This is a genomic window from Nocardioides sp. WJ219, assembly GCF_058559815.1.
In genome coordinates this window covers 276,077-299,986 of record NZ_JBZUJV010000004.1, presented here as the reverse complement: position 1 = coordinate 299,986, position 23,910 = coordinate 276,077, and the positions used below count along the sequence as shown (strand labels likewise).

The 23,910-nt window shown below is 72.8% G+C and carries 26 protein-coding genes; 16 read left to right on the top strand and 10 right to left on the bottom strand.

Annotation, left to right across the window (positions count from 1 at the left end; genetic code table 11):
* The first annotated feature begins 147 nt into the window (after nucleotides 1-147).
* Complete coding sequence (locus tag AC4MBH_RS12230; protein ID WP_491795149.1) at nucleotides 148-1,806, top strand: NAD(P)/FAD-dependent oxidoreductase; 1,659 nt, start codon at nucleotides 148-150, stop codon at nucleotides 1,804-1,806.
* A gap of 3 nt (nucleotides 1,807-1,809) precedes the next feature.
* Here the strand turns inward: AC4MBH_RS12230 and AC4MBH_RS12225 are convergent, their stop codons facing one another.
* Nucleotides 1,810-2,670, bottom strand: coding sequence for a PfkB family carbohydrate kinase (locus tag AC4MBH_RS12225; RefSeq protein ID WP_491795148.1), 861 nt, complete (start codon nucleotides 2,668-2,670; stop codon nucleotides 1,810-1,812).
* 32 nt (nucleotides 2,671-2,702) lie between these two features.
* On the opposite strand from AC4MBH_RS12225, the gene AC4MBH_RS12220 reads away from it, so the two are divergent.
* From AC4MBH_RS12220 to AC4MBH_RS12210, 3 genes are read left to right on the top strand one after another with little or no spacing between them, the layout of a single operon-like run.
* The gene (locus AC4MBH_RS12220; RefSeq protein ID WP_491795147.1) at nucleotides 2,703-3,068 is read left to right on the top strand and encodes a GntR family transcriptional regulator; all 366 of its coding nucleotides are present in this window, start codon (nucleotides 2,703-2,705) and stop codon (nucleotides 3,066-3,068) included.
* Nucleotides 3,069-3,078: 10 nt separating this feature from the next.
* Complete coding sequence (gene xseA, locus AC4MBH_RS12215; RefSeq protein WP_491795145.1) at nucleotides 3,079-4,305, top strand: exodeoxyribonuclease VII large subunit; 1,227 nt, start codon at nucleotides 3,079-3,081, stop codon at nucleotides 4,303-4,305.
* Nucleotides 4,302-4,556, top strand: a complete 255-nt coding sequence (locus AC4MBH_RS12210; RefSeq protein WP_491795144.1) for an exodeoxyribonuclease VII small subunit — start codon at nucleotides 4,302-4,304, stop codon at nucleotides 4,554-4,556. The genes xseA and AC4MBH_RS12210 overlap by 4 nt, the downstream gene beginning before the upstream one ends.
* On the opposite strand, the gene AC4MBH_RS12205 is transcribed toward AC4MBH_RS12210, so the two are convergent.
* A complete protein-coding gene (locus tag AC4MBH_RS12205; RefSeq protein ID WP_491795143.1) occupies nucleotides 4,507-5,082 on the bottom strand; it encodes a DUF4245 family protein in 576 nt (191 codons plus the stop codon). The genes AC4MBH_RS12210 and AC4MBH_RS12205 overlap by 50 nt on opposite strands.
* A gap of 90 nt (nucleotides 5,083-5,172) precedes the next feature.
* Here AC4MBH_RS12205 and glpX point away from each other — a divergent pair, with 90 nt between their 5' ends.
* Nucleotides 5,173-6,207 carry a class II fructose-bisphosphatase gene (gene glpX / locus AC4MBH_RS12200; protein ID WP_491795142.1) on the top strand — a complete coding sequence of 345 codons (1,035 nt, stop codon included), beginning with the start codon at nucleotides 5,173-5,175 and terminating at the stop codon, nucleotides 6,205-6,207.
* 310 nt (nucleotides 6,208-6,517) lie between these two features.
* Here the strand turns inward: glpX and AC4MBH_RS12195 are convergent, their stop codons facing one another.
* A complete protein-coding gene (locus AC4MBH_RS12195; protein ID WP_491795141.1) occupies nucleotides 6,518-7,345 on the bottom strand; it encodes an alpha/beta fold hydrolase in 828 nt (275 codons plus the stop codon).
* Between the two features lie 75 nt (nucleotides 7,346-7,420).
* On the opposite strand from AC4MBH_RS12195, the gene AC4MBH_RS12190 reads away from it, so the two are divergent.
* The 5 genes from AC4MBH_RS12190 to AC4MBH_RS12170 all read left to right on the top strand — a co-directional run bounded on the left by AC4MBH_RS12190 (nucleotide 7,421) and on the right by AC4MBH_RS12170 (nucleotide 12,828).
* Nucleotides 7,421-8,338, top strand: coding sequence for an alpha/beta fold hydrolase (locus AC4MBH_RS12190; protein ID WP_491795140.1), 918 nt, complete (start codon nucleotides 7,421-7,423; stop codon nucleotides 8,336-8,338).
* Between the two features lie 201 nt (nucleotides 8,339-8,539).
* Nucleotides 8,540-9,802, top strand: coding sequence for an extracellular solute-binding protein (locus AC4MBH_RS12185; protein ID WP_491795139.1), 1,263 nt, complete (start codon nucleotides 8,540-8,542; stop codon nucleotides 9,800-9,802).
* A complete protein-coding gene (locus AC4MBH_RS12180; RefSeq protein ID WP_491795138.1) occupies nucleotides 9,799-10,764 on the top strand; it encodes a carbohydrate ABC transporter permease in 966 nt (321 codons plus the stop codon). The genes AC4MBH_RS12185 and AC4MBH_RS12180 overlap by 4 nt, the downstream gene beginning before the upstream one ends.
* 3 nt (nucleotides 10,765-10,767) lie before the next feature.
* On the top strand, nucleotides 10,768-11,601 hold the full coding sequence (locus tag AC4MBH_RS12175) for a carbohydrate ABC transporter permease (protein ID WP_491795137.1): 834 nt from the start codon (nucleotides 10,768-10,770) through the stop codon (nucleotides 11,599-11,601).
* A gap of 3 nt (nucleotides 11,602-11,604) precedes the next feature.
* Nucleotides 11,605-12,828, top strand: coding sequence for an ABC transporter ATP-binding protein (locus tag AC4MBH_RS12170; RefSeq protein ID WP_491795136.1), 1,224 nt, complete (start codon nucleotides 11,605-11,607; stop codon nucleotides 12,826-12,828).
* A gap of 79 nt (nucleotides 12,829-12,907) precedes the next feature.
* On the opposite strand, the gene AC4MBH_RS12165 is transcribed toward AC4MBH_RS12170, so the two are convergent.
* Both AC4MBH_RS12165 and AC4MBH_RS12160 read right to left on the bottom strand, forming a co-directional pair.
* Complete coding sequence (locus AC4MBH_RS12165; RefSeq protein WP_491795135.1) at nucleotides 12,908-13,744, bottom strand: thioredoxin-like domain-containing protein; 837 nt, start codon at nucleotides 13,742-13,744, stop codon at nucleotides 12,908-12,910.
* A gap of 26 nt (nucleotides 13,745-13,770) precedes the next feature.
* On the bottom strand, nucleotides 13,771-14,406 hold the full coding sequence (locus AC4MBH_RS12160; protein WP_491795134.1) for a DUF1707 SHOCT-like domain-containing protein: 636 nt from the start codon (nucleotides 14,404-14,406) through the stop codon (nucleotides 13,771-13,773).
* Nucleotides 14,407-14,449: 43 nt separating this feature from the next.
* Here AC4MBH_RS12160 and AC4MBH_RS12155 point away from each other — a divergent pair, with 43 nt between their 5' ends.
* Both AC4MBH_RS12155 and AC4MBH_RS12150 read left to right on the top strand, forming a co-directional pair.
* Complete coding sequence (locus AC4MBH_RS12155; protein WP_491795297.1) at nucleotides 14,450-16,156, top strand: fumarate hydratase; 1,707 nt, start codon at nucleotides 14,450-14,452, stop codon at nucleotides 16,154-16,156.
* Between the two features lie 20 nt (nucleotides 16,157-16,176).
* The gene (locus AC4MBH_RS12150) at nucleotides 16,177-16,578 is read left to right on the top strand and encodes a hypothetical protein (protein WP_491795133.1); all 402 of its coding nucleotides are present in this window, start codon (nucleotides 16,177-16,179) and stop codon (nucleotides 16,576-16,578) included.
* Nucleotides 16,579-16,591: 13 nt separating this feature from the next.
* On the opposite strand, the gene AC4MBH_RS12145 is transcribed toward AC4MBH_RS12150, so the two are convergent.
* Nucleotides 16,592-16,768 carry a hypothetical protein gene (locus AC4MBH_RS12145; RefSeq protein ID WP_491795132.1) on the bottom strand — a complete coding sequence of 59 codons (177 nt, stop codon included), beginning with the start codon at nucleotides 16,766-16,768 and terminating at the stop codon, nucleotides 16,592-16,594.
* A 922-nt stretch (nucleotides 16,769-17,690) separates the two neighbouring features.
* Here AC4MBH_RS12145 and AC4MBH_RS12140 point away from each other — a divergent pair.
* Nucleotides 17,691-18,059 carry a TFIIB-type zinc ribbon-containing protein gene (locus AC4MBH_RS12140; protein WP_491795131.1) on the top strand — a complete coding sequence of 123 codons (369 nt, stop codon included), beginning with the start codon at nucleotides 17,691-17,693 and terminating at the stop codon, nucleotides 18,057-18,059.
* 48 nt (nucleotides 18,060-18,107) lie between these two features.
* Here the strand turns inward: AC4MBH_RS12140 and AC4MBH_RS12135 are convergent, their stop codons facing one another.
* The gene (locus AC4MBH_RS12135) at nucleotides 18,108-18,452 is read right to left on the bottom strand and encodes a winged helix-turn-helix transcriptional regulator (RefSeq protein WP_491795130.1); all 345 of its coding nucleotides are present in this window, start codon (nucleotides 18,450-18,452) and stop codon (nucleotides 18,108-18,110) included.
* A gap of 63 nt (nucleotides 18,453-18,515) precedes the next feature.
* On the opposite strand from AC4MBH_RS12135, the gene AC4MBH_RS12130 reads away from it, so the two are divergent.
* Together AC4MBH_RS12130 and AC4MBH_RS12125 are read left to right on the top strand one after the other, a co-directional pair.
* Nucleotides 18,516-20,762 carry an LLM class flavin-dependent oxidoreductase gene (locus AC4MBH_RS12130; protein ID WP_491795129.1) on the top strand — a complete coding sequence of 749 codons (2,247 nt, stop codon included), beginning with the start codon at nucleotides 18,516-18,518 and terminating at the stop codon, nucleotides 20,760-20,762.
* Between the two features lie 102 nt (nucleotides 20,763-20,864).
* On the top strand, nucleotides 20,865-21,563 hold the full coding sequence (locus AC4MBH_RS12125) for a spermidine synthase (protein ID WP_491795128.1): 699 nt from the start codon (nucleotides 20,865-20,867) through the stop codon (nucleotides 21,561-21,563).
* Here AC4MBH_RS12125 and AC4MBH_RS12120 read toward each other — a convergent pair.
* Nucleotides 21,530-22,117 carry a hypothetical protein gene (locus AC4MBH_RS12120; RefSeq protein ID WP_491795127.1) on the bottom strand — a complete coding sequence of 196 codons (588 nt, stop codon included), beginning with the start codon at nucleotides 22,115-22,117 and terminating at the stop codon, nucleotides 21,530-21,532. The two genes, AC4MBH_RS12125 and AC4MBH_RS12120, sit on opposite strands and share 34 nt — an antisense overlap.
* Before the next feature lie 43 nt (nucleotides 22,118-22,160).
* On the opposite strand from AC4MBH_RS12120, the gene AC4MBH_RS12115 reads away from it, so the two are divergent.
* Nucleotides 22,161-22,925 (top strand): SGNH/GDSL hydrolase family protein, encoded by a 765-nt coding sequence (locus AC4MBH_RS12115; RefSeq protein WP_491795126.1) that lies wholly within the window; start codon nucleotides 22,161-22,163, stop codon nucleotides 22,923-22,925.
* A gap of 20 nt (nucleotides 22,926-22,945) precedes the next feature.
* Here the strand turns inward: AC4MBH_RS12115 and AC4MBH_RS12110 are convergent, their stop codons facing one another.
* Nucleotides 22,946-23,518, bottom strand: a complete 573-nt coding sequence (locus AC4MBH_RS12110) for an SRPBCC domain-containing protein (protein ID WP_491795125.1) — start codon at nucleotides 23,516-23,518, stop codon at nucleotides 22,946-22,948.
* A complete protein-coding gene (locus AC4MBH_RS12105) occupies nucleotides 23,515-23,871 on the bottom strand; it encodes an ArsR/SmtB family transcription factor (RefSeq protein ID WP_491795124.1) in 357 nt (118 codons plus the stop codon). Before AC4MBH_RS12105 ends, AC4MBH_RS12110 begins: the two co-directional genes overlap by 4 nt.
* Between the last annotated feature and the right edge of the window lie 39 nt (nucleotides 23,872-23,910).

Here is a 23,910-nt window from a genome sequence, read left to right as displayed (position 1 = left end):
CCTGCTCCTGTCCCTGGCGGTCACCGCCCTGATCGTGCTGCTGATGGTGCTCCTGTGACCCGCCAGGCCGCCCGGCACCTGCTGCGTCTCCTGCTCTGGCGCGACTGAGGTCACCGGACGGACATCCGGCCGCGCCATAATGCGCGGGTGTCCGATCCCGTCATCCTCCTCGTCTCGGCCCAGCACTCCGACTTCCTCCTCGACGAGTTCGGGCGCTACGCCCGCGACTACGACCTGCGCACCGCCCGCTCGGCGGCCGAGGCGATCGAGGTCGTCCTCCAGGTCAAGTCCGAGGGCGGCACGGTCGCCCTCTTCGTCCAGGACGGCGACCTGCCGGACGCGCACCCGCTCGAGGCCTTCCACCACTGGCGCAAGAAGGTGCCCACCGCCCGGCGCGTGATCGCGGCGCCGTACGCGCGGTTCCAGGAGCAGGCCCCGGCGCTGCGGCCCGGCCTGGCCACCGGCAAGTACGACGCCTACCTGCTGATGCCCCGCGGCGTCCGCGACGAGGAGTTCCACGGCGCGATCACCGAGCTCCTCTCCGACTGGGGCTCCACGGTCGCGGCGCCCGAGGTCGAGATGGTGCGGATCGTCTCCCCTGCCGGCCACGCCCTGACCAGTGCCGTGCGCGAGTTCACCACGCGGATGGGCCTGCCGACCCGCGTCTTCGAGCCCGAGACCGACGAGGGTCGCGAGGTGGTCGAGGAGCACGAGGGCGCAGGCGGCACCGTGACCTGGCCGCTGGTGCGGACGATGGGTCGCCCGGCGTACGCGCCCCAGTCGGTGCGCGAGGTCGCGATCCAGATCTTCGGCACGCCCGGCCAGCCCCAGGTGGAGGGCGTGGTCGACCTCGCCATCGTCGGCGCGGGCCCGGCCGGCCTCGCGGCGGCGGTGTACGGCGGCAGCGAGGGCCTCTCCACGGTCGTGCTCGAGGCCGACGCCGTCGGCGGGCAGGCCGGGACGTCGTCGATGATCCGCAACTACCTCGGCTTCCCCCGTGGCATCTCGGGGATGCGGCTCGCCCAGCGGGCGCGCAACCAGGCGATCCGCTTCGGTGTGCAGTTCATGACCGGCTGGGAGGTCGACGCCCTGGAGCACAGCCCCGAGGGCCACCACCTGCTGCGCACCGAGGACGGCGTCGTCGCGGCCCGCTCGGTCGTGATCGCCACCGGCGTGGCCTACCGCAAGCTCGGCTGCCAGGGCGTCGAGGACCTGGTCGGCCTGGGCGTCAACTACGGCTCCGCGCTGTCGTCGGCGCGGGAGATGCAGGGCTACCACGTCGTCGTGGTCGGGGGCGGCAACTCCGCCGGCCAGGCCGCCATCCACCTCGCCCGCTTCGCCGCGTCGGTGACGATCATGGTCCGGCGTCCGTCGCTGGGCGAGACCATGTCGTCCTACCTGGTCACCGAGATCACCTACAACCCGCGGATCGAGGTGCAGACCTGCGCCGAGATCGCCGACGGCGGCGGCGAGGGCCGCCTCGAGTGGCTCGACGTCCGCGACACCGCCACCGGCGCCGTCACCCGCCGCGAGGTGCAGGGCCTGTTCCTGCTCCTGGGCGCCGAGCCGCACTGCGACTGGCTGCCGGGCGGCGTCGCCCGCGACTCCCACGGCTTCGTGCTCACCGGCCGCGACGTGCCGCAGTCGGCCTGGAAGGACGGCCTCCCGCCGGCCGACCTCGCCACCACGGTCCCCGGCGTCTTCGCCGTCGGCGACATCCGCGCCGGCTCGATGAAGCGCGTCGCCGCCGCCTCCGGTGAGGGCGCCTCGGTCGTCCCGCTCGTGCACTCCTGGCTGGCGCCGTAGGGGCTATCCGAGGTCGGCGCGCGTCGGCGGGTCGGCGCCGAGGCGCGACACGGTGACCGCGGCGGCGCGAGCGGCGTGGGCGACGGTGGCGGCCGGGTCGAGGCCCGACCAGAGCGCATCGATGATCGCCGCCGAGAACGTGTCGCCGGCACCGATGGTGTCGACGACGGTGGTCGGGGTCGCCGCGCCGGTGACGGTGCCGTCGGCGTCGGTCCAGGTCGCGCCGTCGGCGCCCCGCGTCACCACCACCGCCCGCGCGCCGAGCGAGCGCAGGTGGGCGGCGGCCTCGGCGACGGCGTACGACGGGTAGAGCACGGCGAGGTCCTCGTCGCTGGCCTTGACCACGTGCGCCCGCCGGGCGACCGACTCCACGCGCCCGACGACCTCGGGACCCGTGCCGGTGATCGCCGGGCGGGCGTTGACGTCGTAGGTCACGGTGGTGGCGGGGCCGAGGCGGTCGAGCAGCGCCAGCACGTCGTCGGCCCCGGGCTCGAGCACGGCACCGATCGAGCACACGTGCACGAACAGCGGGTCCTCGTCGAGGTCGACCGGTCCGACCCGCCAGTCGAGGTCGAAGACGTAGGACGCCGAGCCGTCGGCACCGATCGTCGCGGCAGCCGAGGAGGTCCGGGTCAGCACGTGCGGGTCGGTCGCCAGCACGACGCCCGAGGCGACCAGGTGCTCAGCGACCGCCGCGCCCCGCGGGTCGTCGGCGTACGCCGTGGCGAACCGCACCGGCCGGCCGAGCCGCGCCAGCGCGACGGCGACGTTGGCGGCGCTGCCCCCGGGCCGCTCGACCGTCGCGCCCGACGCGTCGGTCACCACGTCGACGAGCGACTCCCCGACCACCAGCGCATAGGTCACGGGTCCGTCTTACCAGCCCGTAGCCTGCGACGGTGACCATCCACCCCCTCGATCCCGACGCGTCGACCCCGCTCTACGAGCAGCTGCGCGCCCAGATCGCCGGGCGCGCCGCCTCGGGCGACCTCGCCGCGGGGACCCGGCTGCCCACGGTCCGCCGGCTCGCGACCGACCTCGGCATCGGGGTGCGCACCGTGCAGCGCGTCTACACCGAGCTCGAGGCCGACGGCGTCGTCGTCACCGAGGGTCGTCGCGGCACGTCGATCGCCGCCGCGAGCGCGCCGGCCGACGCCGTCGACGCCGCCGCGGAGTACGCCGCCACCGCCCGCCGGCTGGGCCTGACCCTCGCCCAGGCCGGCCGCCTGCTGGAGGACGCGTGGACCGTCGGCACGCCCCAGTAACCTCGCGCGCATGGCCCTCCAGTCGTCCGCCGAGCAGCCGGCACCCGTCCGGCAGGTCGCCAACGCGATCTCGGGCTGGATCGACCGGCTCGGCGCGGTCTGGGTCGAGGGCCAGGTCGCCCAGCTCAGCAAGCGACCCGGGCTGGCGACGGTGTTCCTGACGCTGCGCGACTCCGTCGCCGACATCTCCGTGCAGGTCACCGCACCCCGTGCCCTCGTCGACTCGATGAACCCGCCGCTGGTCGAGGGCGCCAGCGTCGTGGTGCACGCCAAGCCGTCCTACTACGCCAACCGCGGCAGCCTGTCGCTCCACGCCCGCGAGATCCGGATGGTCGGGCTCGGCGAGCTGCTCGCCCGCATCGAGCGCCGACGCCAGCTGCTGGCGGCCGAGGGGCTCTTCGACCACGCCCTCAAGCGCGCGCTGCCGTTCCTGCCCCGCCGGGTCGGGTTGGTCACCGCACCCCGGTCGGCCGCCGAGCGCGACGTGCTCGACAACGCCAAGCGTCGGTGGCCGGCGGTCGAGTTCACCGTCGTGCACGCCACCATGCAGGGCTCGCGCGCGGCCGGCGAGGTGATCGAGGCCCTCGCGCGCCTCGACCGCGACGACGAGGTCGACGTGGTCGTGATCGCCCGCGGCGGCGGGTCGGTCGAGGACCTGCTGCCGTTCAGCGACGAGGGCCTGCTCCGGGCGGTGGCGAAGGCCCGCACCCCGGTGGTCTCCGCGATCGGCCACGAGCCCGACCAGCCGCTGCTCGACCTCGTGGCCGACGTCCGCGCCTCCACACCCACCGACGCCGCCAAGCTCGTCGTCCCCGACGTCGCCGCCGAGGCCCACGCCGTCGCCGCGGCCCGCGATCGGCTCCGATCGCTGCTGCACGGCAGCCTCACGCGGGAGCAGGCCGGGCTCGACGCGCTCCGCTCGCGGCCGGCGCTCGCCGACCCCCGCACGCTGGTCGACCGCCACGACCACGAGCTCGCCATGCTGCGCGAGCGCGCCCGACGCTGCCTGGTGCACCGGCTCGACCGCGCCGCCGACGACATCGCCCACCAGCGCGCCCGCGCCCGCGCGCTCTCGCCGCTCGCCACCCTCGAGCGGGGCTACGCCGTCCTCCAGGACGTCGACGGCCACGTCGTGACCTCGGTGGCCGGCGTCCACGCCGGCGCCGGGGTCAGCGTGCGGGTGGCCGACGGCCGGGTGCACGCCGACGTCACGTCCACCGAGGAGGACCCCGCATGACCACCACCCCCGACCCCGACCAGGCCACCGACCAGGCCCAGACCTACGAGGAGGCCCGAGAAGAGCTCGTCGACGTCGTCCGTCGTCTCGAGGCCGGAGGCACGACCCTGGAGGAGTCGCTGGCGCTCTGGGAGCGGGGCGAGGCGCTCGCGACGACCTGCCAGGACTGGCTCGACGGTGCCCGGCAGCGCTTCGAGGCCGTCACCGGCCCGACGGGCTCGGGCTCTCCTGAGGCACGGGCTCCACGCTGAGCCGGCCGACGAGGTCGGCCAGGTCGTCGGCCGGCACCGACCCGTAGACCAGCACGGTCTCGCCGTCGACGTCGGCGCTGTAGGCGTGGTCGCCGTCGGCATCGCTCCACCCGTCCCACGGGTCGGCGACGGCGCCGACGCCGGTGAGCGGATCGGCCTCGTCGGCGTCCTCGAGCCCGGCCTCGTCGAGGAGGTCGTCGACGTCGGCGTCGACCTGGCGCAGCCCGACGAACGACCCGTCCCCGGTGGCGAGGTTGAGCTCGAACCGCGGCCGCTCCCCCGGGTCGTACCGGACGTCGGTGGCCCGCCACCCCTCGGGCAGGTCGGCCGGGTGGACGACGTCGACCCCGCCGGCCTGCAGGTCGCGCACGGTCGTGAGGTAGTCCTGGGACTCCAGCTCGGTCTCGGCCGGGTCGCGGAAGATGCTCGTGAACACGACGAACCCGACCACCGCCACCACCGTGACGATGATGGCGCCGACCAGTCCGTTGAACGAGCGCTCGTAGCGCGCGCCTCTCTCGCTCACCTCGCCATCCTCCCAGGTGGGCCGGCGGCACCGCCTGCCCAGGTGTCCGCGCCACCCGCCCGGGTCGCCGCGGCCGATAGCATCCGGCGCATGAGCCCCACCGCCGTACCGCCGCAGTTCGCCGTCGCCCCCAGCTCGCCCGACCGCAACCTGGCGCTCGAGCTGGTCCGGGTCACCGAGGCCGCGGCCATGGCGGCCGGCCGGTGGGTCGGCCGGGGCGACAAGAACGGCGCCGACGGCGTCGCGGTCAACGCGATGCGGGTGATGATCTCCTCGATCGGCATGCGCGGCACGGTCGTGATCGGCGAGGGCGAGAAGGACAACGCGCCGATGCTGTTCAACGGCGAGGAGGTCGGCGACGGCACCGGCCCCGAGTGCGACGTCGCGGTCGACCCGATCGACGGCACCACCCTGACCGCCAAGGGCATGACCAACGCCGTCTCGGTGCTCGCGGTCTCCCCGCGCGGCTCGATGTACGACCCGTCGGCGGTGTTCTACATGGAGAAGCTCGTCACCGGCCCCGAGGCCGCCGACGTCGTCGACCTGCGCAACCCGGTGGCCGAGAACATCCACCAGGTCGCCAAGGCCAAGGGCAAGAAGGCCTCCGACGTCACCGTGGTGCTGCTCGACCGCCCCCGCCACCAGACCCTCGTCGAGGAGATCCGTGCCACCGGCGCGATGATCAAGTTCATCTCCGACGGCGACGTCGCCGGCGCCATCATGGCCGCCCGCCCCGAGACCGGCATCGACCTGCTCCTCGGCATCGGCGGCACGCCCGAGGGCATCATCGCCGCCTGCGCGCTCAAGTGCCTCGACGGCGTCATCCAGGGCCGGCTGTGGCCGCAGGACGACGACGAGCGCCAGCGCGCGATCGATGCCGGCCACGACCTCTCCCCCGACACCGTCCTGACCACCGACGAGCTGGTCACCGGCGACGACTGCTTCTTCGTCGCCACCGGCATCACCGACGGTGAGCTGATGAAGGGCGTGCGCTACTCCGCCGGCGGCGCCAGCACCCACTCCCTGGTGATGCGCTCGCGCTCCGGCACCATCCGCTCGATCACCTCCGAGCACCGGCTCGAGAAGCTCCGCCCCTTCGCCGCCATCGACTTCGGTGGGTCCTGACCCGGGTCGAGCTTGCTCGGACCGGGTCAACACGACCCACCAGGTTGAGGAGCCGAGGGCCCGGACGGAGCTTGCTCCGGCCCGGGCCCTCGGCGTCTCGAAACCCTCGGGCTACAGCAGAGGCCGGAGCCGCCGCCGTGGCCTCGAGACGGTTGCCAGCGCAACCTCCTCGACCACCGTCAGATCCGGCCCGGGCCCTCGGCGTCTCGAAACCCTCGGGCCACGGAGTGACGTGTGCAGGTACCAGCGGTCTCGAGACGGTTCCTGGCGGAACCTCCTCGACCAGCGTCGTCCCTACCAGCGTCGGAGCTCAGGCCGACCGCAACCCCAGCTGCGCGGAGTCGATCTGGCGGTGCAGGGCGGCGACGACGTGGTCGATCACCCGAGGGTCGAGAGCCATGCCGCAGTGGGACGCCGTGACCTCGACGGCCTCGGCGGTGGGGTCGACGCAGGCGCGCCAGTCGACGATGCCGTCGCGCCTGCTGTAGATCGCGGTGAAGCCGGTGCCGACCGGGACCGGCTCGCGGCTCTCGTCCCAGCTCCGCCGGGCGCAGGGGCCAGCGACGCAGTCGGCCGACATCAGGCCCGGTACGCCGGCGCTGCTCAGCCGCACCAGGCCGTCGACGCCCCACGAGAGCAGGCGGTGGTGGGCGGCGGGGGCCAGCATCGGGCTGCCGAGGGTGACGATGCCCGAGACCAGGTCGGGACGGCGTACGGCGATGCCGCGGGCGATCATGCCGCCGAGGCTGTGGCCCACGACCTGGACGCGGGTGCCCCGGCGCAGCGAGATCGCCTCGAGGCGCGACTCGAGCTGGGTCGCGGCGTCGTAGGTGCAGCCGACGTTGGCGCGGATGTGGGAGCGGTAGGTGCGGAACCCCTGGGCCCGCAGGGAGCGCGCCATCAGCGCCAGCGTGCCGTCACCGGCCAGGAAGCCGGGCACCAGGACCACCGGCTCCGCCGGCTGCTCCACGGACCGTTCGGTCCAGGAGCGGGCGCGCCGCGTGCGTCGGTCGTCGTGGACGCGGACGGCGTAGCGGCCGGCCTCGGTGACCACGCTGCCCTCGCGCAGGACGGCGGCCAGCGCGGGGCGCCGGAACCCGTCGGGCAGCAGGAACGACCCCAGCGCACTGTCACTCATGTGACGCACGTTACGTCCCGAGGACCCCCGTGCGTGGCAGGAACCGCCCCGTAAGACGCCTGCTTGAATGGAGCGGTGCCGACCAGCCCTCCGCCCGTAGCCGTGTCCGGCGAGCTGTTCGCACCGATCTCGGCCGACGTCGAGCTGTGCTACCAGACCTTCGGCGACGACGCCGACGAGCCGCTGCTGCTGGTGATGGGGCTCGGCGCCCCGATGACGTGGTGGGACGACGAGCTGTGCGAGATGCTCGCGCGCCGCGGCTTCCACGTCGTCCGCTTCGACAACCGCGACGCCGGGCGGTCCAGCCGCGGGGAGGGTCGGGTGACGCGGCGCCTGCTGGTGCGGGCGTTCGCCGGGATCCCGGTGCGGGCGCCGTACACGATCGACGACATGGCCCGCGACGCCTTCGGGCTCCTCGACCACCTCGGCCTCGACTCGGCCCACGTGGTCGGCGCCTCGATGGGCGGCATGATCGCCCAGTCCATGGCGATCCAGCAGCCGGCGCGAGTGCGCTCGCTGGCGAGCATCATGTCCACGACCGGACGCCGCACCGTGGGCTGGCAGCACCCCGTGCTGTTCCGCACCCTGCTGGCGAGCAGCCAGGGCCGGGAGGGCTACATCCGCTCCAGCGTCGCCACCTGGCGGTTGATCGGGTCGCCGGGCTACCGCCAGCCGCAGGAGAAGGCCGAGCAGCGCGCCGCCGAGACCTACGACCGCGGCGTGTCCCAGCCCGGGCTGACGCGCCAGATGGTGGCGATCGTCAGCACCAGCGACCGCACCGCGCGGCTGCGCGCGCTGCAGGTGCCGACGGTCGTGGTGCACGGGCTGGCCGACCGGATGGTGCACGTCTCCGGCGGTCGCGCCACCGCCAGCGCGGTGCCCGGCGCCGAGCTGCTGCTCATCGACGGCATGGGCCACGACCTGCCCCCGGAGCTGTTCGAGACCTTCGCCCAGGCGATCGTCGCCAACGCCCACCGAGCACTCCCCCGCTGACCTGCGACGACGTGCGACGCCACCCCTCGGATGGTCTGGACATCACCGACCAAGGGGGACAAGGTGTGCAACGACGGTGTGACGAGGTACACAATCGGGAGGTGTTCGTCGATGGATCCGAGCAGTAGCAGGCGTTCGGGGCGCCCGACGCGTCGTGGCCGTCTCCGGCAACCACGCAGGCGACCGCACAAGGCGCTCGCGGTGGCCTCGGTCCTGGTGCTCAGCGGCACCCTGCTGTCCGCGTGCGGCAGCGAGGGCAAGCCGGTGCTCAACTGGTACATCAACCCCGACGGCCAGGAGACCCTCACCGGGCTCGCCGAGGAGTGCAGCACCGACGAGTACGACATCGAGATCCAGCTGCTGCCGGCGACCGCGACCGACCAGCGCACCCAGCTCGCCCGACGTCTCGCGGCCGAGGACTCCTCGACCGACCTGATGAGCCTCGACCCGGTGTTCGTGGCGGAGTTCGCCAACGCCGGCTGGCTGAAGCCGTTCGAGGGCGAGGCCGGCGAGAAGGTCACCGAGGGCGTCCTCGAGGGACCGCTCGACACCGTGATGTGGGAGGACCAGGTGTACGCCGCCCCGCAGTGGGCCAACACCCAGGTGCTCTGGTACCGCAAGTCGCTCGCCGAGGCCGCCGGCCTCGACATGACCCAGCCCGTCACCTGGGACCAGGTGATCGACGCCGCGGCCGACAACGGCGGCACGGTCGGCATCCAGGGCAACAAGTACGAGGCCTACGTCGTGCTCATCAACTCCCTCATCCAGGGGGCCGGCGGCAGCATCGTCTCCAAGACCGAGGAGGGCAAGGACGCCCAGGTCGAGATCGACTCCGAGGCCGGGCGCGCCGCCGCCGCGGTGATCCAGAAGCTCGCCGACTCCGCGGCCGCCCAGCCCGACCTGTCGGTGTCCAACGAGGGCACCAGCCTGGGGCAGATGTTCCCCGAGGAGGGCGCGGGCGAGTTCATGACCAACTGGACCTTCGTCTACAAGAACTACGAGCCCGGCGAGGGCAAGACCTTCACCCAGGAGCAGTTCGACGACCTCGGCTTCGCCCGCTACCCGCAGACGGTCGAGGGCGAGCCCTCCAAGCCGCCGGTCGGCGGCATCGACATCGGGGTCGGCGCCTTCACCGAGCACCCCGACTTCGCGCTCGAGGCGGCCCAGTGCGTCACCACCCCCGAGGCGCAGACGGCCCTGGCCGTCACCGACGGGCTGATGCCGGCCCGTGAGGACGCCTACGCCTCGCCCGAGCTCACCGAGGCCTACCCGCAGGAGCTGCTCACCCTCTTCCAGGACAGCCTCCGGGACGGCGGCACGCGCCCCAAGAGCGCCTACTACGCCCTCATCTCCCAGGCCATCCAGAGCCGGTGGCACTCGCCGACCAGCGTCGACCCCGACTCCACCCCGGAGGAGTCGGCGAAGTTCCTGCGGGACGTCCTCGACGGGAAGGCACTCCTGTGACCGAGCAAGCCACCGTCGCTCCCCTGGACCAGACGAAGAGCAAGCGCGGGAAGGGCGGCCCGCCCAAGGCGGTCGCCAGCGACCGGATGAAGGCAGAAGCCCGGCTGGGCCAGCGGCTGGTGGCCCCCGCGGTCATCCTGATGCTGCTGGTGACGGCGTTCCCGATGCTCCGGGCGCTCTACCTCTCGCTGTTCAACTACTCCCTCACCGCACCCGACGACCGCGAGTTCATCGGGCTGAGCAACTACGGCGTCGCGCTGACCGACCCGCTGTTCTGGAAGACCACCGGCGTCACCGTGCTCTACATGGTCGTGACGGTCGCGGTCGAGCTGGTGATCGGCTTCGCGTTCGCGATGGTGATGCACAAGGTGATCTTCGCCCGCGGCGTCATCCGCACCTCGATCCTGATCCCCTACGGCATCATCACCGTGGTCTCGGGCTTCGCCTGGCAGTTCTCGTTCAGCTTCAGCAACGGCTACGTCAACGGCTGGCTGCCGTTCATCGGCGACGACTTCAACTGGTTCGGCGAGACCACGCCCGCGGTGATCGCGATCATGGTGAGCGAGATCTGGAAGACCACGCCGTTCATGTCGCTGCTGCTGCTCGCCGGCCTGGCGCAGGTCTCCGAGGACATGATCGAGGCCGCCAAGGTCGACGGCGCCACCTGGTTCCAGCGCCTGTTCCGGGTGATCCTGCCCAACATGCGGGCCGCGATCATGGTGGCGGTCCTGTTCCGCGCCCTCGACGCCTACCGGATCTTCGACAACATCTTCGTGATGACCGCCGGAGCCGTGAACACCGAGTCGATCAGCTTCTTGACCTACCGGCAGACGATCGAGCAGTTCCAGCTCGGCATCGGCTCCGCGTTGTCGGTGCTGCTGTTCCTCTCGGTGCTGGTGGTGGCGTTCCTCATCATGCGGTTGTTCCGGGTCAACCTCGCCGCAGCCCGACAGGAGGACTGAGAGATGAAGCAGAAGCTCGGAATGGTGGTCGGCATCGCCATGATCATGGTGTGGTGCCTGCTGCCGATCGTGTTCATCATCTCGCTGTCGTTCAAGTCCCAGGACGCCATCACCAACGGCAGCCCGGGGTTCTTCCCCGCTGACGGGGCCGGCGCCGGCTGGCAGAACTACAAGGACGTGCTCGACAACGAGCAGTTCCGCCGCGCGATCATCAACTCGATCGGCATCAGCCTGATCGCCACGACGCTCTCGGTGATCCTGGCGACGCTGGCGGCCTACGCCATCGCCCGCCTCGACTTCAAGGGCAAGAAGCTCGTGCTCACGATGGCCCTGGTGATCGCGATGTTCCCGGTGGTCTCGCTGGTCGGGCCGCTGTTCGACATGTGGCGCACGTTCGGGCTCTACGACACCTGGCCCGGCCTGATCATCCCCTACATGTCCTTCACGCTGCCGCTGGCGATCTGGACCCTGTCGGCGTTCTTCCGGGAGATCCCGTGGGAGATGGAGCAGGCGGCCCAGGTCGACGGCGCCACGTCGTGGCAGGCGTTCCGGCGGGTCATCGTGCCCCTGGCGGCGCCCGGGGTGTTCACCGCGGCGATCCTGACGTTCTTCTTCGCCTGGAACGACTTCGTCTTCGGGATCTCGCTCACCTCGACCGAGGCGGCGCGGCCGATCCCGGCCTCGCTCTCGTTCTTCGTGGGTGCCGACCCGTTCAACCGGCCGGCCTCGCTGCTGGCGGCGGGCGCCGTCGTCTCCACGATCCCGATCATCATCATCATCCTGATTTTCCAGCGCAAGATCGTCGCCGGCCTGACCTCCGGCGCAGTGAAGGGTTGAGCCATGGCTGCTATCGACATGAAGAACATCGTCAAGAAGTACGGCGACGGCTTCCCGGCCGTCAACGACGTGAGCATCGACGTGCAGGACGGCGAGTTCATGATCCTCGTCGGCCCGTCGGGCTGCGGGAAGTCGACCCTGTTGCGGATGATCGTCGGCCTCGAGGACATCACCTCCGGCGACATGATGATCGGCGACAAGCGGGTCAACGACCTGGCCCCGCGCGACCGCAACCTCTCGATGGTCTTCCAGAACTACGCGCTCTACCCCCACCTGACCGTCTACGAGAACATCGCGTTCCCGCTGCGGCTGGCCAAGCGGCCCGACAACGAGGTCGACGAGAAGGTGCGCGCGGCGTCGAAGACGCTCGAGCTCGACGAGCACCTCGACCGCAAGCCCGGCAACCTCTCGGGTGGTCAGCGCCAGCGGGTGGCGATGGGTCGCGCGATCGTGCGCGACGCCGACGCCTTCCTCTTCGACGAGCCGCTGTCCAACCTCGACGCCAAGCTCCGGGGCCAGATGCGCAGCGAGATCGCGCGGCTGCAGAAGCGGCTCGGCATCACGACGGTCTACGTCACCCACGACCAGACCGAGGCGATGACGCTCGGCGACCGGGTCGCGGTCCTCAAGCGCGGCGTCCTGCAGCAGCTGGCCTCCCCGCGCGAGCTCTACGAGAACCCCGGCAACCTGTTCGTCGCGGGGTTCATCGGCAGCCCGCCGATGAACTTCCTGCCGGCCACCGTCGAGGGCACCTCCGTCAAGCTGCCGTTCGGCTCGGTGGAGATCCCGCCCGAGAAGGCCGAGAAGGCCCAGGGCCGGGGTCTGCTGATCGCCGGCATCCGCCCCGAGCACTTCGAGGACGCCTCGGTGGTCGACAAGGACGTCAAGGGCTCGACCTTCCGGACCACCGTCGACGTGGTCGAGTGGCTCGGCAACGAGGCCTACGCCTACATCCCGTTCGAGGCGCCGCCCGAGGTGCAGACGCAGCTGCAGCAGCTCGAGCGCGACCTCGACGGCGAGTCGCTGCGCACCCAGCTGGTCGTCGGCCTCGACGGCGCCAGCGCGATCAGGGCCGGCGACGAGGCGGAGATCTGGGTCAACACGGCCAAGATGCACCTCTTCGACCCCGCCACGGGCGAGAACCTCACCGTCGACCGCAGCCGCGCCGGCCGCATCGAGGGTGACGCCATGGAGGCCGCTGCCGAGCAGCCCGCCGCCGCCGGCTGAGCCAGCCCCGCGACGTCGACGACGCCCGCGGTCCCGGACGACACCTCGTCGCGGGACCGCGGGCGTCGCTGCGTCCGGGCTAGGACGAGCGCGGCGCCTCGGCGGTCCCGCCCGCGCAGGAGGCGTACGGCTCGGGGGCGGTCACGCCGTCGTCGAACTCCTCGACGAACAGCGCCAGGCGCGGGTCGTCGGCGCCGGTCAGCGCGAGCTGGCGGCCCCAGACGGTGACGACCACTGGCGCCGGGAGGTCGTCGAGGGGCGACATGATGCCGTTCTGCGGCAGCTGCTCGGCGAGCAGCTCGAGGTCGCCCTCGTCGAGGTCGGGGTCGTGGGTGATCCACACCGTCCCGTGCTCGAGGTCGTGCACCGCGTTCTCGTCGGGCACGGGGGCGTCGTAGACGCCGCACTCGAGCCACTCGGCGTAGTGGTCGCCGCCGACCGGCGGCACCTGCTCGTAGTCGACGTCGGTCTCGACGTGCTGGGGCACGAGGTCGTCGTACACGACGACCTCCGACAGGTCGGCCGTCGGCTCCCCCGTCTCGTCGGTCGGGTCGTCCGGGTCGGCCGATTGCGACGACCGGTCGCCACCGGCGTCCTCGTCGTCGTCGTCGGAGCCCACGACCAGCACCGGCACCAGCACCGCCAGCGCGATCACCAGGACGCCGGCCACCAGAGCCAGCACGAGCCAGCCGCGGCCGCGCCGGGGCGGCGGCGCCATCGGCGGCGGACCGTAGGGGTGGTGGGGCGGCGGGTAGCCGGGCTGGGGGTACGCCGGCGGCGGGTAGGCCGGGGGCGGGTAGGCCGGGGGCTGCTGCGGCGGTCCCCAGGCCGGCTGACCTGCTCCGGGTGGCGGGGCCGGCCAGGGCTGCTGGGCGGGGGGCACCTGGTCGGGCTGGTCACCGGGCGGCTGGCTCACGGGACCACGGTCCCACGCCGGTGTCGTCAGTGCAGCCGGTGACCCTTGCCGGAGCGGCGCGGGCCGTCGTCCAGCGGCCGGCGCTCGACGTAGACGCCACCCCAGACCGCGACGCCCCGGATGCGCAGCACCGGCGAGTCGGCGGTGAGCTCGGCCTCCACCCGGTCGGACGGGGCCGAGTAGCCGCCCATGACGCCGGTGCCCTCGACGACCACGTCGACGTCGGGACCGACCACGATCGACGCGCCGCCCATGAACGCGTGGACGGTGAGCACCGTCTCCCGCGCGGTGAAGCGGGCGCGGCGCAGGTCGAGGTCGGCTCCACCCATGAAGCAGGTGACGGACATCGCCGGCGGCACCGTCCACGCGCCCCGGCGGTCGATCCCGCCCATCATCGCGAGGTGGCGCGACCGACGGGGCACCGCGGGGCCGGCCGGCACCGGCGGGGACGCCGCCGGTGACACGCGCGCCGGCGTCGAGGACGACGGCAGGTCGCTGGTGAGTGGCACCAGGTCGGCGTAGGTGCGGGCGGCGTACGTCGCCTCCAGCCGCTCGTCGAGCTCGTCGAGCTCGAGGCGACCCTCGCCCGCGGCGCGCCGCAGGAGCTCGGCGACCTCGTGGCGCTCGGCGTCGGAGATGCGCAGGTGCTCCGGCTCGTTCACCCCACCAGAGTAGGAGCAACTACCCTGATCGGTCGTGAGCGCTGTGCCGACGGGACCCGAGTTCCGCTACTCCGACCTGCTGCCGACCGGGCCCGACGACACGCCCTACCGGTTGGTCACCACCGAGGGGGTCTCGACCGTCGAGGTGGCCGGACGGACGTTCCTCCAGGTCGCCCCCGAGGCGCTGCAGCGGCTGACCACCGAGGCGATGCACGACATCAGCCACTACCTGCGGCCGGCCCACCTCGCCCAGCTGCGGCGGATCATCGACGACCCGGAATCCTCGGGCAACGACCGGTTCGTGGCGCTCGACCTGCTCAAGAACGTCAACATCTCCGCCGGCGGCGTGCTGCCGATGTGCCAGGACACCGGCACCGCCATCGTGATGGGCAAGAAGTCCGAGGGCGTGCTGACCGGCGTCGACGACGCCGAGGCGATCTCTCGGGGTGTCTTCGACGCCTACACCCGGCTCAACCTGCGCTACTCCCAGCTCGCGCCGCTGACGACGTACGAGGAGAGGAACACCGGCAGCAACCTGCCGGCCCAGATCGAGCTCTACTCGACGCCGACGCCGGCGGGCGGCACGCCGGAGTACAAGTTCCTGTTCATGGCCAAGGGCGGCGGCTCGGCCAACAAGTCGTTCCTGTTCCAGGAGACCAAGGCGATCCTCAACCCGGCCAGGATGCTGGGCTTCCTGGACGAGAAGATCCGCTCGCTCGGCACCGCGGCGTGCCCGCCGTACCACCTCGCGGTGGTGATCGGCGGCACCTCGGCGGAGTACGCGCTCAAGACCGCCAAGTACGCCAGCGCCCACTACCTCGACCACCTGCCCACCGAGGGCTCGATGGCGGCCCACGGGTTCCGCGACCTCGAGCTCGAGCAGCAGGTCTTCGAGCTGACCCAGTCGTTCGGGATCGGCGCGCAGTTCGGCGGCAAGTACTTCTGCCACGACGTGCGCGTCGTCCGGCTGCCGCGGCACGGTGCGTCCTGCCCGGTGGCGATCGCGGTGTCGTGCTCGGCCGACCGGCAGGCACTCGGCAAGATCACCAGCGAGGGCGTCTTCCTCGAGCAGCTCGAGACCGACCCGGCGCAGTACATGCCCGACGCCGGCGTGGCCGAGGACATCGCCGGCGGCGAGGTCGTCAGCATCGACCTGCGCCGGCCGATGGCCGAGATCCTGGCCGAGCTGTCCCAGCACCCCGTCAAGACCCGGCTCTCGCTCACCGGGCCGCTCGTCGTGGCCCGCGACATCGCGCACGCGAAGATCAAGGAGCGCCTCGACGCCGGGGAGGGACTGCCCGACTACCTCAAGGACCACCCCGTCTACTACGCGGGCCCGGCCAAGACGCCCGAGGGCATGGCGTCCGGCTCGTTCGGCCCCACGACGGCCGGCCGGATGGACTCCTACGTCGCCGAGTTCCAGGCCGCGGGCGGCTCGATGGTGATGCTCGCCAAGGGCAACCGGTCCAAGGTCGTCACCGAGGCGTGCGGCACCCACGGTGGCTTCTACCTCGGCTCGATCGGCGGCCCGGCCGCGCGGCTGGCGCAGGACTGCATCCGCAGCCAGGAGGTGCTGGAGTACCCCGAGCTCGGGATGGAGGCGGTCTGGAAGATCGAGGTCGAGGACTTCCCGGCGTTCATCGTGGTCGACGACAAGGGCAACGACTTCTTCACCGACCCCTCGGGGGCGGTCACCGTGCCGCTGGGCTCGCTGGGCGGCACGGGGATCCGCGTGCGGTCAGCGGAGTGAGGGCCCGACGCTCCAGCCCGGTGCGGACCTTCCTCACCGCCTGGGTGCTGCTCCTCGTGGTGGTCGCGGTCGGCACCGGCGCCGTCGTGCTCACCGTCGACTCCTGGCGCGAGCACCTGACGTTCCGCTCCGAACGCGTCAGCGGCGAGGTGACCTCGGCCGAGGCCGGCGACGAGGAGTGCCCCGTCACCGCCCACACCGAGGAGGCCGACCGGCGCTACGAGGTCGAGACGACGCAGGGGCCGGTGACCGTCGACGGCTGCGTCCTCGACGAGCTGCAGGTCGGTGACGCGTTCGACGGCTACGTCACCGACTCCGGCGAGGCGTTCGGCTGGCCGGCGTGGCAGTTCTACGTGTTCACGCTGCTGCCCACGGCCGCCGTCGCCGCGATCGTCGCGGTCCCGGGGCGCCGCCGCGGGTAGCGAAGGGGCACCCTCAGTGGGTGTCCTCGTCGCGGTGCGGGTTGGAGTTGGGCCCGGCCTCCTTGATGTCCTCGGGAGCGTCCGGGTTGCCGGCCACGCCCTGGCTGTCGTCGATCGGGGTGTCGGCGTCGGCCGGGGCCATCTTCTGGACCTCGGAGACCTGGCCCTCGGCGTCGTCTGGGTTCGTCATGCCTCTACCGTGCCAGCCCCCTTCCCGCCCCGGACCACCCTCAGGTGGTCGCCGCCGTACGACGGCTCCTCACGGTGGTCGAGCCGGGCGAGCGCCAGCGAGCCCGAGTCGAGACCCGGCGAGGTGCCCACGAACGGTGAGTGCCGACGTTGCAGGGGTCTCGACTCGCGGAGACTTCGTCCCCGCGGCTCGACCACCGTCGGTGACCCACGCTGGTCGAGCCGGGCGAGCGCCAGCGAGCCCGAGTCGAGACCCGGCGAGGCGCGCACCCTGCGGGGGTCTCGACTCGCAGAGACTTCGTCCCCGCGGCTCGACCACCGTCGGTGACCCACGCTGGTCGAGCCGGGCGAGCGCCAGCGAGCCCGAGTCGAGACCCGGCGAGGCGATGAACCTGCGGGGGTCTCGACTCGCGGAGACTTCGTCCCCGCGGCTCGACCACCGTCAGTGGCCCACGCTGGTCGAGCCGGGCGAGCGCCAGCGAGCCCGAGTCGAGACCCGGCGAGGCGATGAACCTGCGGGGGTCTCGACTCGCGGAGACTTCGTCCCCGCGGCTCGACCACCGTCGGTGACCCACGCTGGTCGAGCCGGGCGAGCGCCAGCGAGCCCGAGTCGAGACCCGGCGAGGTGCGCACCCTGCGGGGGTCTCGACTCGCGGAGACTTCGTCCCCGCGGCTCGACCACCGTCAGTGACCCACGCTGGTCGAGCCGGGCGAGCGCCAGCGAGCCCGAGTCGAGACCCGGCGAGGTGCTCACGAACGGTGAGTGCCGACGTTGCAGGGGTCTCGACTCGCGGAGACTTCGTCCCCGCGGCTCGACCAGCGTGGGTCGCCGTCGTACGACGCGCCCGGCCGTCGGTGGCGGTGGTTCGTGGGTGCGTGAGACGGTGGCGGGGCAGGTAGGAGCCGGCCCCGAGGAGGAACCCATGTTGTGTCCGACCGACGGTTCGACGCTGGTGATGAGCGAGCGCAGCGGCATCGAGATCGACTACTGCCCGAGCTGTCGCGGGGTGTGGCTCGACCGGGGCGAGCTCGACAAGATCATCGAGCGCTCGCTCGACCAGCAGGGCGCGCAGGAGGCGCCCGCACCCCCGGCCGCACCCCCGGCCGCACCCCCGGCCGCACCCCCGGCCGCACCCCCGGCCGCACCGCCGCCGGCACCCGCGCCGGCCTACGGGCAGCAGGCACCGCCGTACGCGCCACCGCCGCAGCAGCCCTACCAGGGCGGCTACCAGCAGCAGCCCTACCGCCAGAAGCGCCGCGGCAGCTGGCTCGGCGAGATCTTCGACGTGTAGCACGTCCCCTCGTGCTCGGGTCCCCCGAGGGCGAGCACCACGGGACCGTCAGTCGCCCCAACGCAGGTGGTAGGCCGCCAGCGGTTGGATCGCGGCCAGCAGGTCGCGACCGCGTGGGCTGAGCCGGTAGCGCACCGAGACCGGCGTCGTCGGGATCACCTCGCGCTCGACGAGGTCGTGTGCCTCCAGCTCGCGCAGCCGGGCGGTGAGCAGGCGCGCGGAGAGCCCGTCGACGGCCGCCTCGATCTCCCCGAACCTGGTCGCGCCGCGGCCGAGCGCGAGCATGATCGCGCCGGTCCAGCGACGCCCGACGAACTCCAGGCCCGCCGTGGCCTCCCGGCAGGTGGCGTCGTCGATCCGGTCCTGGTCGCGTGCCGAGCTCCTCGTGGTCACTTACTCATCGTAACCCACTTACGCACGGTTGGCGCCACGCCGTGGACGACGGATGCTGGAGGTATGCCCGACTACGGCCACCCACTCCGCTTCGGATCCTTCGTCACCCCGACGGCGGCCTCGCCGCGACGACCGGTCGAGCTCGCGGTCCTCAGCGAGGAGCTCGGTTACGACCTCGTGACGTTCCAGGACCACCCCTACCAGCCGTCGTTCCTCGACACCTGGACGCTGATGTCGTACGCCGCCGCCCGCACCGAGCGGATCCACCTCGCCGGCAACGTGCTCAACCTGCCGCTGCGCCCGCCCGCCGTGCTGGCCAAGTCGGTCGCCAGTCTCGACCTGCTCTCCGGCGGCCGGGTCGCGCTGGGGCTGGGCGCCGGCGGCTTCTGGGACGCGATCGAGGCGTACGGCGGGACCCGCCTGACCCCCGGCGAGGCGGTGGACGCCCTGGCCGAGGCGATCACGATCATCCGCGGCGTGTGGGACACCTCCGACCGGTCGGTCCTCGCCGTCGACGGCGCCCACCACCGCGTCCGCGGCGCCAAGCGCGGCCCGGCCCCTGCGCACGACGTACCGATCTGGCTCGGGGCGCTCAAGCCGCGGATGCTGCGCCTGATCGGCCGCGCGGCCGACGGCTGGCTCCCGTCGATGCCGTACCTCCAGCCGGGCGACCTCGAGCGCGGCATGCGCGTGATCGACGACGCCGCCCGCCAGGCCGGCCGGGACCCCGCCGAGGTCGTGCGGCTGCTCAACGTCGCCCCCGACACCGGCGCCGACGAGCTGGTGCGCCTCGCCGTCGGGGACGGCGTCAGCACCTTCATCGTGATGGGCGACGACGAGGGCGGGCTGCGTCGCTTCGCCGCCCTGACCGGCGAGGTGCGCGACCGGGTCACCGAGGCACGCGACGGGTCCGGGGTGCGCGAGCGCGGCCGGGTCCGTGGGTCCGCGGCCCTGGCGAGGCGGCTCCCCGGCATCAGGTACGACGACCTCCCGCCCGAGCTCGCCGAGCGCGCGGTCGAGCCGGGCGACCCGGCGTACGCGCGCTACACGTCGAGCTACCTCCGGAGCGGCGCCCCCGGTCTCGCACTCCGGCCGCGGACCGTCGCCGAGGTGCAGGCCGCGGTCGCCGTCGCTCGTGGGTACCGCGAGCTGCCGCTCGGCGTCCTCAGCGCCGGGCACGGCATCTCGGGCCGCTCCCTCAACCACGGCGGGCTCGTCATCGACGTCAGCGCACTCGACACCATCGAGGTGCTCGACGCCGACACGGGCCGCGTCCGGCTCGGACCCGGTGCCCGGTGGGCCGACGTCGCCCGGACGCTCGCGCCGCACGGGCTCGCGATCAGCAGCGGCGACTACGGCGGCGTGGGCGTCGGCGGGCTCGCGACCGCCGGTGGGATCGGCTGGTTCGCGCGCAGCCACGGCCTCACCGTCGACCACCTGACCGCTGTCGAGATGGTCCTGGCCGACGGACGGGTCGTGCGCACCAGCCCCGACCATGATCCCGACCTGTTCTGGGGCGTGCGCGGCGCCGGGGCCAACTTCGGCGTCGCCACCTCCTTCGAGCTCACCGCCGCCCGGGTCGGCACGATCGCCTTCGCCCAGCTCGCCTTCGACGCCAGCGACACCGCGACCTTCCTGGAGCGGTGGGGCCAGGAGGTCGGGTCCGCGGACCGCAGCGTCACCGGCCAGGTGATCCTCGGCAAGCGGCAAGGCGGACAGCGGATCGCCCAGGCGATGCTGGTCGTCGACTCCGACGACCCGGACACCGTGCTCGAGCGCCTGCGACCGATCGCCGAGATCGCGCCCCTGGTGCAGCAGCACGTCGCACTCACGACCTACGACCAGGTGATGGGCCTGTTCAGCAGCGACGAGCCGCAGCAGGGCCGCGGCGAGCCACACACCCACTCCGGCCTGGCCGACGAGCTCTCCCCCGGGCTCGCAGCCGAGGTCACGGACCTGCTCGACTCGGGCGCGTCGTCCTTCTTCTCGATCCGCGCGGTCGGCGGAGCGGTTGCCGACGTGCCGAGCGGGGCCACGGCGTACGCCGGCCGCAGCGCGGCGTTCTCGCTCTCCGGCTTCGGCGCCGGCCCGGCCTTCGACGTGGCCTGGGAGCGGCTCGTCCCCCACCTGTCTGGCAGCTACCTCAGCTTCGAGACCGGCACCGGACCGCGGTGGCTCGAGCGCGCCTTCCCACCCGCACACCTCGCCCGCCTGCGTGACCTCAAACGACGCTACGACCCCACGGGCCTGTTCCGCGACAACTTCTTCATCGACCCGGCGACCGACGCCGCAGAGGGCCCCGCCGCCTGAGACGTCCGGGCCCGGCCCAGGAGTGGTACCCGTGGTCGGACGGCGCCTACGTTGGGGTCAGTCAGCACCACGACACCCGAGGCGCCACCGACGAGAGGTCCCATGGAGCACGTCGAGATCGCCCGCGCCGAGACCGAGCGCGGAGAGCTGGTGCTGCGCGAGCGGCGACCCGGTCCCGACGACGCCGGCGCCCCGACCGCGCTCGAGCTGCGCGCCAACGGAGTCTTCGTGATGGACACCGTCGAGGTCGCGACCGAGCAGGCGCTGGCCACCGCGGCGCTCGGGACGGTGGCCGAGCCGCGGGCCGTCGTGGTCGGCGGCCTGGGGCTGGGCTTCACGATGCACGAGGTGCTCGCCGACTCCCGCGTCGAGACCTGCGCGGTGGTCGAGGTCGAGCAGGTGCTGGTCGACTGGATGCGCGACGGCACCATCGCCCACGGGCCGGCCCTGCTCGCCGACGAGCGGGTCAAGGTGGTGGTGGCCGACATCGCCGTCGCGATCGCCGAGGCGCGCCCGGCGTCGTACGACCTGGTGCTGCTCGACGTCGACAACGGCCCGGGCCACCTGGTCCACGAGGCCAACGCCGCGCTCTACGAGCGACCGTTCCTGGAGGCCGTCCGCGACGTGCTCCGACCCGGCGGCGCCCTGGCCGTGTGGTCGGCGGCCGAGGCCGCGGACCTCGAGGCCGCGATCGGAACGGTCTTCGACGGCGTGCGGGCGGTGGCGCTCGACGTCCGGCTGCAGCAGCGCGAGGAGCGGTACTGGCTCTACGTCGGCAGCGTCGGTGACGTCGGCGGCTGACGCCGCAGGCGGTGCGGCACGGGGTCGGCCGGCTTCATCGCCTCGACGTCCTGGTGGTCGAGGTCGCGCACGGCGGCCTTGATCTGCTCGAGGTTGTTGCGCAGCAGGTCGGCGACCAGCTCGTCCATCCGCGGGTCGTCGAGCATGTCGACCAGCACCCGCATCACGGTCTCGGAGACCTCCGAGACGAGCGTGTCGTAGCCGGGCAGCCGGCTGACGATCCGGGCGTTGGGGTCGGCACGCATCTTCTCGGCGAACAGGGCCTTGAGCTCGTCGTGGTTCTCCAGCAGCGCGTCGGAGATGTTGCGGGTGTAGTGACCGGTCTGCATCACCGCGATCACCTCGTCGAGCACCACCATCGTCAGCGGCCGCTTGATCAGGTCGAGCCCCCGCACGGTGAGCCGGCCGCTGCGCTCGACGACCCAGGGCCGGCGCCTCCCCATCCGCACCAGCACCGCCCCGAGCACGGCGGCGAGGACCGACCCGCCGACGACGACCGCCACGACGAGCAGGAGCACCTGCAGGGTGCTGAGGTCCTCCAACCACTGGGACATGCGCGCAGCCTAGGACGTGCCTGCCTGGCATAGGGTCCGACGGGTGACCCGCTACGTCGCCCTCGGCAGCTCGATGGCAGCGGGCCCCGGCATCGCCCCCCGCGCGCCCGGCAGCCCGCGGCTGGCGATGCGCTCGGCGCGCAACTACCCCCGGCTGCTGGCCGACGACGCCGGTCTCGACCTCGTCGACGTCACCTACTCCGGCGCCACCACCGCCCACCTGCTGCACGAGCACCAGAACGGCGAGCCGCCCCAGGTCGACGCGCTCGACGGCACCGAGACGCTGGTGACGATCACGATCGGCGGCAACGACGTCGCCTACGTGCCCGGGCTGGTCGTGGCGAGCGTCCCGGCACCGGTGCGGTGGCTGCCGGTCGTCGGTCCGCGACTGCGCCGGACGCTCGACCCGACGGCCCGACAGGTCGCGCTGGCCGAGATCGGGTCGGCGCTGCGCGCCGTCGGGCGCGTCGTCCGCGAGCGCTCACCGCACGCGCGGGTGGTGTTCGTCGACTACCTCACGCTGCTCCCCCCGGCCGGGCAGCGGGCGTTCCCGCTGCGCGAGCGGTACGCCGACCTCGGCCGTCGCACGGCGGCCGGGCTCGAGGTGGCCACCGCCCGGGCCGCCGCCGCCACCGGCTGCGAGGTCGTCGGCGTGGCCGCGGCCAGTCGCGACCACCACGCGTGGTCCGAGGACCCCTGGACCGTGGGCGCCGCGCTCCCCGTGCCCGGTCGCCCGCTGGCCTACCACCCCAACGCCGCGGGGATGCGCGCCGTCGCCGACCTGCTGCGCGACCACCTCGCGGCCTGAGCCGCAGCCCGGGCGACCGCTCAGGCGAACAGCCCGCGGTAGGCCTCGGACCGCTCCAGGTAGGGCTCGAAGACGATCGTGCCCGGGTCGTCGCCGGCGTACGACGCGACCAGGCGGTCGAGGTAGTAGTCCCAGCCGGGACCCACGCTGGCGACCATGTCGGCGCCGACCGGACCCTCGGGCACGAGCTGGACGAAGGTCAGCGTGGTGACGCCGTCGGCCTCGGCGAGCTCGAGGGTGTGCTGCCAGTGCACCTGCGGGCCGGACCCGTCGTCGGAGAACGGCGCCGACTCACGACTGCGGACGACGAAGCGCCGCGGCGGCTCGCACGCCTCGACGAGGTAGACCTCCTCGGGCACGTCGGCGCCCTCGGCGGTCATCCAGAACGACACCTGCCCCGACGCCGGGTCGCCGGCCCACCGCCCGATCCAGCGCTCCATCCGGTCGGAGTCGGTGCACGCTGCCCACACGTCCTCGATCGGCGCGCGGAAGGTGCGGGTGAAGACGAGGTCCTGGGCGACGCGTCGCCCGAGGGGGCCGGCGGGGGTGGTGGGGGTGCTGGGAGTGGTCGGGGTGCTCTGGTCGGTGCTCATGCGGTCTCCTCCTGGGAGTCGGGGGTGGTGGTGGTCCGGTCGCGGACCGTGCGGCGGACCTCGAGGTCGAGCCCGTCGAACGCCGCCTCGCCGAACGGCGCCGGGTGGCGCAGCTCGTCGAGGAACGACCGCACCGGGGCGAGCCCGTCGCGGTGGAGCGCGTAGTGGCGCTCGCGGCCACGGTCCTCGACGGTCGTCAGCCCGGCCTCGGTGAGCAGGCGCAGGTGCTTGCTGACCGCCGGCCGGCTGATCGGGTGCGCCGCGGCCAGGTCGACGACCCGGGCCGGCCCGGGGGCGAGCGCCCGCAGCAGCTCACGGCGTACGGGGTCGGCCAGGGCAGCGAACGGGTCCACCCCTTATTGGTAACTCAAGAGTTACCGATTTGTCAAGGG

Bases quoted from the DNA above. Each gene is read 5' to 3' on its own strand.
- AC4MBH_RS12110 (WP_491795125.1), bottom strand. From the start codon at position 23,518: ATGAGCACCGACCAGAGCACCCCGACCACTCCCAGCACCCCCACCACC.
- AC4MBH_RS12140 (WP_491795131.1), top strand. From the start codon at position 17,691: ATGTTGTGTCCGACCGACGGTTCGACGCTGGTGATGAGCGAGCGCAGC.
- AC4MBH_RS12175 (WP_491795137.1), top strand. From the start codon at position 10,768: ATGAAGCAGAAGCTCGGAATGGTGGTCGGCATCGCCATGATCATGGTG.
- AC4MBH_RS12145 (WP_491795132.1), bottom strand. From the start codon at position 16,768: ATGACGAACCCAGACGACGCCGAGGGCCAGGTCTCCGAGGTCCAGAAG.
- AC4MBH_RS12130 (WP_491795129.1), top strand. From the start codon at position 18,516: ATGCCCGACTACGGCCACCCACTCCGCTTCGGATCCTTCGTCACCCCG.
- AC4MBH_RS12120 (WP_491795127.1), bottom strand. From the start codon at position 22,117: ATGTCCCAGTGGTTGGAGGACCTCAGCACCCTGCAGGTGCTCCTGCTC.
- AC4MBH_RS12170 (WP_491795136.1), top strand. From the start codon at position 11,605: ATGGCTGCTATCGACATGAAGAACATCGTCAAGAAGTACGGCGACGGC.
- xseA (WP_491795145.1), top strand. From the start codon at position 3,079: ATGGCCCTCCAGTCGTCCGCCGAGCAGCCGGCACCCGTCCGGCAGGTC.
- AC4MBH_RS12195 (WP_491795141.1), bottom strand. From the start codon at position 7,345: ATGAGTGACAGTGCGCTGGGGTCGTTCCTGCTGCCCGACGGGTTCCGG.
- glpX (WP_491795142.1), top strand. From the start codon at position 5,173: ATGAGCCCCACCGCCGTACCGCCGCAGTTCGCCGTCGCCCCCAGCTCG.
- AC4MBH_RS12210 (WP_491795144.1), top strand. From the start codon at position 4,302: ATGACCACCACCCCCGACCCCGACCAGGCCACCGACCAGGCCCAGACC.
- AC4MBH_RS12125 (WP_491795128.1), top strand. From the start codon at position 20,865: ATGGAGCACGTCGAGATCGCCCGCGCCGAGACCGAGCGCGGAGAGCTG.